The 9,185-nt window shown below is 50.9% G+C and carries 9 protein-coding genes; 7 read left to right on the forward strand and 2 right to left on the reverse strand.

Translation table 11 applies throughout. From position 1 onward, the window contains the following. The coding region (locus H6F80_RS10685) for an Rqc2 family fibronectin-binding protein (protein WP_190791540.1) at window positions 1-1,514 on the forward strand (1,514 nt) is incomplete at its 5' end. Here H6F80_RS10685 and H6F80_RS10690 read toward each other — a convergent pair. Continuing rightward, a complete protein-coding gene (locus H6F80_RS10690; protein ID WP_242067281.1) occupies window positions 1,453-2,343 on the reverse strand; it encodes a class I SAM-dependent methyltransferase in 891 nt (296 codons plus the stop codon). The genes H6F80_RS10685 and H6F80_RS10690 overlap by 62 nt on opposite strands. A gap of 132 nt (window positions 2,344-2,475) precedes the next feature. Here H6F80_RS10690 and sixA point away from each other — a divergent pair, with 132 nt between their 5' ends. The 5 genes from sixA to H6F80_RS10715 all read left to right on the forward strand — a co-directional run bounded on the left by sixA (window position 2,476) and on the right by H6F80_RS10715 (window position 6,266). Next, complete coding sequence (gene sixA, locus H6F80_RS10695) at window positions 2,476-3,006, forward strand: phosphohistidine phosphatase SixA (RefSeq protein ID WP_190791541.1); 531 nt, start codon at window positions 2,476-2,478, stop codon at window positions 3,004-3,006. Window positions 3,007-3,023: 17 nt separating this feature from the next. After that, the gene (locus H6F80_RS10700) at window positions 3,024-4,379 is read left to right on the forward strand and encodes a Na+/H+ antiporter NhaC family protein (protein WP_190791542.1); all 1,356 of its coding nucleotides are present in this window, start codon (window positions 3,024-3,026) and stop codon (window positions 4,377-4,379) included. A gap of 72 nt (window positions 4,380-4,451) precedes the next feature. Further along, on the forward strand, window positions 4,452-4,823 hold the full coding sequence (locus tag H6F80_RS10705; RefSeq protein WP_190791543.1) for an urease subunit beta: 372 nt from the start codon (window positions 4,452-4,454) through the stop codon (window positions 4,821-4,823). A 14-nt stretch (window positions 4,824-4,837) separates the two neighbouring features. Beyond that, window positions 4,838-5,512, forward strand: coding sequence for a Coq4 family protein (locus H6F80_RS10710; RefSeq protein WP_190791544.1), 675 nt, complete (start codon window positions 4,838-4,840; stop codon window positions 5,510-5,512). Between the two features lie 130 nt (window positions 5,513-5,642). Further along, window positions 5,643-6,266, forward strand: a complete 624-nt coding sequence (locus H6F80_RS10715; RefSeq protein ID WP_190791545.1) for a glutathione S-transferase family protein — start codon at window positions 5,643-5,645, stop codon at window positions 6,264-6,266. Here H6F80_RS10715 and H6F80_RS10720 read toward each other — a convergent pair. Beyond that, window positions 6,263-7,042 (reverse strand): glutathione S-transferase, encoded by a 780-nt coding sequence (locus H6F80_RS10720; RefSeq protein ID WP_190791546.1) that lies wholly within the window; start codon window positions 7,040-7,042, stop codon window positions 6,263-6,265. The two genes, H6F80_RS10715 and H6F80_RS10720, sit on opposite strands and share 4 nt — an antisense overlap. A 379-nt stretch (window positions 7,043-7,421) precedes the next feature. Here H6F80_RS10720 and ureC point away from each other — a divergent pair, with 379 nt between their 5' ends. Further along, window positions 7,422-9,131, forward strand: a complete 1,710-nt coding sequence (ureC, locus tag H6F80_RS10725; RefSeq protein WP_190791547.1) for an urease subunit alpha — start codon at window positions 7,422-7,424, stop codon at window positions 9,129-9,131. Window positions 9,132-9,185: the final 54 nt, after the last annotated feature.

A 9,185-nucleotide genomic window follows, 5' to 3' on the forward strand; every position in this document is an offset into this window, starting at 1 on the left:
TGCGGCATCAGCTGGGCAATTTGGCACTGGTGGCGATCGAGCCGCTTTCCCCGTGGGAACGAGTAGCCGATTTGCAGTTTGCCCGTCGTCCGGGGGAGCCTGCCCTGTGGCATTTGTTCGTCGAGATTCAGGGAAACTACAGCAATGTAATTTTGACCAACCAGGACAAGATAATTGTGACGGCAGCGCATCAGGTAAGTTCCCAACAATCCAGCGTCCGTCCGATTCAAACGGGACAGCCTTACGAAGCACCGCCACCGCCCAACGGAGCAGTTCCTACGCAAGAGGAAGAATTCGATCGCTGGCAGGAACGGCTCAGCCTGATTCCCGATCCTTTACGGCGTGCATTGATTAAAACCTATCGTGGACTCAGTTCTGCCCTGGTGGTATCGATGCTTCAGACAGCCGACCTATCGCCGGATCAAACCACCGATACCCTCAGCTCCGAGCAGTGGGCGCGGCTATTTGATCGCTGGCAGGCATGGTTAAAAATATTGCAAACCGAGCAGTTTCAGCCGGGGTGGTTGGCGCAGGGCTATACGGTGCTGGGATGGGGAGCAGTACGTCCTGCCGAAAGCATGCAGCAGATGATCGATCGCTACTACACCGATCAGCTTAACCAGCAGGAGTTCGTTCAGCTTCGGCATCAGGTCAGCCAACGCATCAGCAATTTGCTCAAGAAACTGTCTCAAAAAGCGCAGGGATTTCACGATCGATTGCAGCAGTCCGACCAGGCAGACGACTATCGGGAAAAAGCCGATTTATTAATGGCGCATCTGCACGAGTGGCAGCCCGGCATGAAGCAAATTCAGCTTGCCGACTTCCTCACCGGAAAACCTGTGACGATCGCCCTCGACCCCGAAAAGAATGCCGTTCAAAACGCTCAGGCACTCTATAAACGTCACCAAAAACTGAAACGATCGAGAGATGCGATCGAACCTTTGCTGGCAGAAGTGCAAACCGAAATTGACTATCTGGAACAGGTGGAAGTGGCGATCGCCCAGAGTGACTCCTACCGCACTGCTGATGACCTTGACTCGCTGGAGGAAATCCGCGAAGAGCTCATTCAGCAGGGCTATCTGGAAGATCCGGAGCAAAAGTATCGCAGCAGCTCGGCTCAAACCACCAACTTTCTGCGCTACCGCACCCCGAATCAGTTTGAAGTGCTGATCGGACGCAACAATCGTCAGAACGACCTGCTCACTTTCCGCACTGCTAACGACTACGATCTCTGGTTTCACACCCAGGAAATTCCTGGTAGCCACGTGCTGCTGCGCCTTGATCCCGGAGCCGTTCCCGATGAAGTCGATTTGCAGTTTACCGCCGATTTAGCTGCCTACTACAGCCGTGCCCGCCAGAGCGATCAGGCTCCCGTGGTTTACACCGAGCCGAGGCAGGTCTTCAAACCCAAAGGAGCAAAGCCGGGAATTGCAATTTATAAACAGGAGCGAATTATCTGGGGTCAGCCGCAGAAGGGGCGATCGATCGTAGAGCAGGCGGAGACGGCTTCTTAAAAATCATCAGGTGCTGCTGCGGCAAAAAGTCCTGCGTTTCCTGCCAGGTCAGGCCCACCGCCTGCATTTCTTTCCGCGCCTGTCGCTGACTCATTTTGTGCAGTCGCTTGATTGAAATAAACGGACTTTCGCCGCGATATTCCACTAGTGCGACTCGTCCCCCGGGTTTGAGCGATCGGACAATGCCCTGCATCATTTCATAGGGGTAGGCAAATTCGTGATAGGCATCGACCATCAGTGCCAGATCGATCGATTCTGGGGGCAAATGGGGGTCAGTTTCCTCGCCCAGCACCGGCTCCACGTTTTCTGCATCGTTTTCCTGCCTGAGGAATTCCAGCATGTCCAGCATTTCTGGCTGAATATCAACCGCATACACCTTGCCCTGCGGTACTTTTTCACTCAGGCGAAAGCTAAAATAGCCCGTTCCTGCCCCCACGTCTGCCACCACATCATCGGGTTTCAGGTTTAACGCTGCCACTACTGCGTTGGGCTGTTCTTCGATCAAGCGTCCGGGACGCTCCAACCATCCAGCTCCCTGATGCCCCATTACTTGAGCAATTTCCCGCTTGAAGTAAAACTTTCCGATACCGTCTGGGTCATGGATCAGTTTTTCCTGATAAATTTCTTCCTGAGCGATCGGAGACTGCTCAAAGGGATTATCCGCCCAGGCTGGATTGATCCCTAGGAGAACACCGCCCCAAACCCAAAATAGAGAAAAAGTCAGGCAAAATGCCAAACTCACGAGAAGAAGCCCAACGCCACGCCGCAGGTATCGCATCGATCGTATTCCGTGAACTGCTGTTTCTAAAGGCTGTTGAAGAAGTTGCAAATGCTTTGTAGCATCGTGATTCCTCAAACATCCTCTTAGAATATTGTGCTTTCAGTCTATGGTTTTAACCAGCAATCGACCGATGGTGTTACCGTGAGCAGATGGCATCTTGAAATCAGGTAGGTCTGCACCATGACTCAGCAGGCAATTGAACTCTATATCGTTCGGCATGGGCTGGCAGGAGAACACGGCAGCTATGCCAACGACAATGAGCGTCCGTTAACCGAAGAAGGGATTCGCAAAACACGCAAAGTGGCGAAACGACTGAAAGAACTGGGCTTGCAGTTTGATTTGATTCTGACGAGTCCTTTGGTGCGGGCAAAGCAAACCGCAGAAATTCTGCAATCGATCGGTTTAGGAAAATCGCTCGAAGAATCGACAGAACTTGCGCCCCAGGGTGATTTTCAGCAGTGGGTGAACTGGCTACAACAGTGGCAGCAGGAAAAGGGGCAGCAAGAAAAGCAGGGAAAATGTTTGGCGATCGTCGGGCATGAACCGGGATTGAGCGAGTGGGCGCAGCAACTGATTTGGGGTGAGGCACGGCAGCAAATTGTCCTGAAAAAAGCAGGCGTAATTGGGATTAATTTGCCTATAGAGGGTTCTCCGATCGGTCGCAGTGAGCTGTTCTGGCTGACCCCGCCCAAATTTTTAATTTCGGATTGAAATCCTGATTTGGTTTAATGGATATCTTGCTTGCGCTGGCTGGATCTTTTGCGCTGCTGGTGATCAGCGTGACGCACGGTGTTTTTGTTGCCTATCCGCTGCTGGCAACGCTGGGTTTGCTGATCGCCGTTCTGCATCGACGCGGGTTTTCGCTTCGCAGTCTGATGAAAATGTCGATCGCCGGAAGCCAAAAATCTTTTTCTGTAATTGGCATTTTGCTGATTATTGGAGCTGTCACTGCCGTTTGGATGGCTGCCGGAACCGTTCCAGCGATCGTTTATTACGGCATTCAGCTCATTAATCCCAATCTGTTTGTGCTCTGTGCTTTTTTGCTGACCAGCTTTGTTTCGTTTCTAATTGGCACGTCTTTTGGAGCTGCCAGCACGATCGGCACAGCCCTGATGATCATGGCGCGAGGGAGCAGCGTTGATCCGCATCTGGTGGCAGGCGCGATCATTGCCGGGGCATATTGGGGCGATCGATGTTCTCCGATGTCTTCCAGCGCAAATCTGGTTGCGATCGTCACTCAAACGGATTTGTACCAGAACATTAGAAATATGTTGACGACGGCATGGCTGCCGCTGGGGCTAAGCTGTTTGATTTATGGTGTCATTTCGTTCTTTTATCCTGTTCAAAATACGAGCAGTTCGCTCTCGATCGAATTAGCCAATTTATTTGATCTGAACCTGCTGACACTTTTGCCTGCGATCGTCATTCTCGTACTGGCATTGCTGAAGGTTGAAGTTAAACAAGCCATGTTGTGGAGTATTGCCGCAGGTGTTGTTTTATCCATTACGTTGCAACACGATACGATTCTACAAATTTTGCAATTTGCGTTTACCGGGTTTTATCTGGAGCAAGAGAGTCCTATTCGCTCGATTCTGGCGGGGGGTGGCATTGTTTCGATGATGCGAGTTTCTGCGATCGTAGTGATTTCGACGGCGATCGCGGGTGTGCTGACTGGAACAAACGCATTACAGCTTGTACAAAGATTTTTGCAATCGTTGCGGTCACAAAGTGGCTTGTTTGCAGGGACAACGCTAGTTAGCATTGCGGCTTCTGCGTTTGGCTGCACTCAGGCGATCGCGATTTTATTAACCGCAGAACTGGTCAAGCCGCAGTATGAAACCCACTATGAAGATAAGCAGATTTCTGCCGATCGGCTGGCGATCGATCTGGAAAATACAGCGGTTGTCATTGCGCCCCTGATTCCCTGGAATATCGCCGGACTGGTTCCTGCCACGGTTTTGATGAGCGATAGCGGCTTTATTCCGTTTGCGATTTATCTTTATCTAATTCCGCTTTGCTGCTGGCTGCTGCTGCGGTTTCGCGATCGACCCAGCGAGACGACTGAATTTCCTAAAAAATCCTAACAAACTATAAATGGAACCCAGCAGCACGAGTGAGTTGGGCTAGGATTCAGTCATTGTTACAGATGATTTATCATGATTCCCGGCGAAATTCTCACCGAAGCAGGCGAAATTGAACTGAATGCCGATCGTCCCACGGTTAGGCTCACGGTTGCGAATACGGGCGATCGGCCGATTCAAGTTGGCTCTCACTTTCATTTTTATGAGGTCAATCAGGCTTTATCCTTCGATCGAGAGCAAGCAAAGGGAATGCGGCTCGATATTCCAGCGGGAACGGCAGTGCGGTTTGAACCGGGAGACGAGCGAGAAGTTACGCTGGTTCCGTTTGTGGGCAGTCGTCAGGTTTATGGGTTTAATGGATTAGTGAACGGTGCATTAGATGGGGAAAAGCCGGAATCTAAGCACAAAGAAGCAAAGCATAAAAAAGATAAGAAAAAGAAAAAGTAGAAGGATTAGGCGATATGAAGCTGAAGGACTTGAATAAGCTGCAAGTGGACTGGCTCTCAACACTTAAAGGGGTAGCCAGTTTGCTGCGCGATCCGGGCAACACGGATTCGGTCTATGACGTTGAGGATGGCTTAAAAAATATCAAAGCGACTCAGCTTGCCGTGGATTTCGTCAAGTCTCAGCCGGGTGTCGCGGAGTTATTTGCAGAGCGTTATCTTGCTCCTTCGCCCGATCTGCAAGCCCTGCTGCAACTGCCGCCTGATTCCTTGGGCTACGCTTACGCCAAATACCTGACCGATTCAGGCTTTGACGCAGAGTTTTATCGCAAAGAAACCGTGAATAGTGACATTAACTACTTTTTCATGCGTGTTCGCCAAACTCACGACATCTGGCACATTCTCGGTGGATTTTCAACTGATCCGATCGGCGAACTTTCACTTAAAGCCTTTGAACTGGCTCAAATCCGTCGCCCGATCGCCGCAATTTTTGTTGCCGGAGGACTGCTGCAAACCCTTTTTAATACTCCGGAGCAGATGGGCAGGTTTTTAGAGCAAATGGCGATCGGTTATCGAATGGGCGCAAAAGCAAAGCCAATGCTGGCTCAAAGATGGGAAGAACAGTGGGAAAAGCCGTTGGCGCAGTGGCGATCGGAATTGAATGTGGAGCCGATGGCGGTTTATGTGCCTTAGTGAGTGTCGGGGAAGCCAGGGTTGCGACCTCTGAACTGCCCCCTGGATCCCCCATAGGTCGCTTACCGCTCTAAAGCAGCGGGAGGGACTTTGAAACGCTGATACAAAATATCGCCAGGGAAAAACGTGAATGTACAAGCTTTATGATTTTCTACCTTCTGGCAACGGCTACAAAGTGCGATTGCTGCTCACTCAGCTTGGCATTTCGTTTGAGCTGATTCTGCTGGATGTCCTCAAAAGTGAAACCCGCACGCCCGAATTTCTGGCAAAAAATCCCAACGGACGCATTCCGGTGCTAGAAATTACGCCTGGAGAGTTTCTGTCGGAGTCGAACGCGATTTTGATTTATCTCAGTCAGGGCACTGATTTCTTGCCGCTTTCCCCCCTCGAACATGCCAGAGTTATGCAGTGGCTCTTTTTTGAGCAGTATAGCCATGAACCGTTTATCGCTACGTCTCGCTTCTGGCTGCAGCACGACATGGCAGAAACGAAAAAGCAAGCCCTCGCCGAAAAACAGGCTCCCGGCTACGCGGCTCTAGGCGTCATGGAACAGCGACTTAAGGACCATCCATTTCTGGTGAACGATCGCTATACGATCGCTGACATTGCCCTCTTTGCCTACACTCACGTTGCTCACGAAGGTAATTTTGACTTGAGCAGCTTTCCGGGAATTTTGCAGTGGATCGATCGGGTTAAAAGCCAGCCGAATTATATTGAGATCACGGATGAGGCAATGCAAAGCAGTTCCGCCTAAGGGGTAATCAGTTTCTCCTGAACCGGACACCGCTCCTCTTCATAAAGGCGCAAAGCATATTTGCCTGCGATTGTTTCCCGCAGGATTTGAATTTGTTCCACCATTTCATCGGGAAGTTGGTTTAGTTCAGGAAAGCATCCACCATACTGAGGGGGAACCACGCTTGGAGCCGATAAACTAGCAAATGCCAAATCTGCTGCCGAAAAGCAATCTCCCACTAGATATCTCCGCCCATCTGAAAGACGATCGCTCACCCTTTCAAATATCCGTTGAATTTGACGATAGGCAGCAGATGCACTGTCACGATGAACGTTATAGCTGGAATGAATTAAACGGCACGTCAAGGGAAACATGATAGGAAACAGTAATTTCTCCCAGGTCGGTACTCCTTCGCACCAAAGTTCTTTCATCACACTTTGATTTTGCAGCGCATAGAAGTACCCCCACTGTCTTGTTAAAACACCCAGTTTGAGATTAAATTCCGCTTCTAACGCTTGAACTTCCTGCCGCAGCACGGGTAAATCTGGATACAGTTTTAGATGAGGGGGTGCTACTGTTTCTAGGTGTTTTAAGATGTCTGCTGAATCTTTCAATATCTCAGCTTTCGTCACGAGAACAGGAACACTGCTCCCACCAAGCGGAGTTGTTTTCAGCCGATGCAGCAGTGGCAAATGGCACTCTTCGACGTAGGGAAAACTGATGCGATCCAATGCCCATCGAACCTTCTCGCAGTAATGACTGATGCGAAATGTGATTAACCGAGACGTAAATTCCATCAATCCCCCGAAAATCTGCATCACATCATAACGCTACACCACGATGATAGCTAATTCAGCTTTTGTGGCTATTTTGTGTCTGACAGACTTCTGTCTAACAAACAACTTCCCCGCACAGTCCTAACCGACTGACTGCGCCAACCTGTCTTATGAAGCTTTGCAAAACTGATTATTTCGATCGCCAAACTCATATCATTAAGCTTCTCTTAAGTTTTATTCAGGAATCTAACAAACTATAATTCGATCGCTTCAAACCTTAATTTTTTAGCGGCTTCACTGCCGTTCAACGAACCAGCGTGGTACGCTTCACAATCAAGTAAAGGCTCTGGAAATCCGATTGAACCACCACTTCTTTGTCTAATTCCTGCGAGAGAGGCTTATGAGCTACAGAATGAATCGTCGTGCCTATGCTGAAACCTTTGGTCCCACCGTGGGCGATCGGGTGCGGCTGGCGGATACGAATCTGATTATTGAAGTCGAGCAGGATTTTACAACCTATGGCGATGAAGTGAAATTTGGCGGCGGCAAAGTGATTCGGGATGGCATGGGACAGTCGCCGATCAGTAATGAGAATGGGGCGGTCGATGCGGTGATTACCAATGCGCTGATTCTCGACTGGTGGGGCATTGTCAAAGCGGATATTGGCATCAAAGACGGCAAAATTGCGGCGATCGGCAAAGCGGGGAACCCCTACATTCAGGACAATGTAGATATCATCATTGGTCCGGGAACAGAAGCGATTGCCGGAGAAGGCATGATCCTGACCGCAGGCGGGATTGATACACACATTCACTTTATCTGTCCGCAGCAGATTGAAGTTGCCATTGCATCTGGGATTACCACGATGATCGGAGGCGGAACCGGGCCCGCCGCAGGCACAAATGCTACGACCTGCACTCCCGGACCCTGGAATATTTACCGGATGCTTCAGGCTGCTGATGCGTTTCCCATGAATCTGGGGTTTCTGGGCAAAGGGAACGCTTCCCAACCCGACGCACTCGAAGAACAGGTGGAAGCCGGGGCGATCGGCTTAAAGCTGCACGAAGACTGGGGCACAACTCCCGCCACGATCGATACCTGTCTTTCGGTTGCAGAAGACTACGATGTGCAGGTTGCCATCCACACCGACACACTCAACGAAGCCGGATTTGTCGAAGATACGATCGCGGCATTCAAAGGACGCTGCATTCACACCTATCACACCGAGGGCGCAGGCGGCGGACATGCACCGGACATCATCAAAGTGTGCGGCGAAGCGAACGTGTTGCCCTCTTCCACGAATCCTACCCGTCCCTACACGGTCAACACGCTCGAAGAACACCTGGATATGCTGATGGTCTGCCACCACCTCGATCGCAGTATTCCCGAAGATGTAGCCTTTGCCGAATCCCGAATTCGCCGGGAGACGATCGCCGCCGAGGATATTTTGCACGATTTGGGCGCGTTTAGTATGCTCTCTTCCGACTCGCAGGCGATGGGACGGATCGGGGAAGTGATCATTCGCACTTGGCAGACAGCGCACAAAATGAAAGACCAGCGCGGCAGTTTAACCGGAGATAGCGATCGCAACGACAATACCCGCGCCAAGCGATACGTGGCAAAGTACACGATCAACCCGGCGATCACTCACGGCATTGCCAACTATGTCGGTTCGATCGAAGTGGGCAAAATTGCCGACCTCTGCCTCTGGCGACCGGGACTCTTCGGCGTCAAGCCAGAACTGGTGCTGAAAGGCGGCATGATTGCCTGGGCACAAATGGGCGATGCCAACGCTAGCATTCCCACCCCACAGCCCGTCCACATGCGCCCCATGTTCGCCAGCTTCGGTGGAGCCAGACACGCGACTTCGCTCACGTTTGTGTCTCAGGCAGCTCTGAAACGGGAGATTGGCGATCGGCTCAAGCTTCAGCGTCCGGTCGTGGCAGTGTCCGAGATTCGGCAGCTTACTAAACGCGATATGAAGCTCAACGACGCGATGCCCCAAATGGAAGTTGATCCTGAAACCTACGAAGTTCGCGCCGACGGAGAACTGCTGACTTGTGAGCCTGCGACCGTGCTACCAATGGCGCAGCGATATTTTCTGTTCTAAGCACAATCAAAATGAATTATAGATTAGTAGATTAAAAAATCTCAGCCTGACACA

This window comes from Leptolyngbya sp. FACHB-711, from assembly GCF_014695615.1.
Classification (GTDB): Bacteria; Cyanobacteriota; Cyanobacteriia; order Elainellales; family Elainellaceae; genus Leptolyngbya_A.

Excerpts from the sequence above, each read along its gene's own strand:
- H6F80_RS10700 (WP_190791542.1), top strand. The coding sequence starts at position 3,024 with ATGGATATCTTGCTTGCGCTGGCTGGATCTTTTGCGCTGCTGGTGATC.
- H6F80_RS10710 (WP_190791544.1), top strand. The coding sequence starts at position 4,838 with ATGAAGCTGAAGGACTTGAATAAGCTGCAAGTGGACTGGCTCTCAACA.
- H6F80_RS10720 (WP_190791546.1), bottom strand. The coding sequence starts at position 7,042 with ATGGAATTTACGTCTCGGTTAATCACATTTCGCATCAGTCATTACTGC.
- H6F80_RS10705 (WP_190791543.1), top strand. The coding sequence starts at position 4,452 with ATGATTCCCGGCGAAATTCTCACCGAAGCAGGCGAAATTGAACTGAAT.
- ureC (WP_190791547.1), top strand. The coding sequence starts at position 7,422 with ATGAGCTACAGAATGAATCGTCGTGCCTATGCTGAAACCTTTGGTCCC.
- sixA (WP_190791541.1), top strand. The coding sequence starts at position 2,476 with ATGACTCAGCAGGCAATTGAACTCTATATCGTTCGGCATGGGCTGGCA.
- H6F80_RS10715 (WP_190791545.1), top strand. The coding sequence starts at position 5,643 with ATGTACAAGCTTTATGATTTTCTACCTTCTGGCAACGGCTACAAAGTG.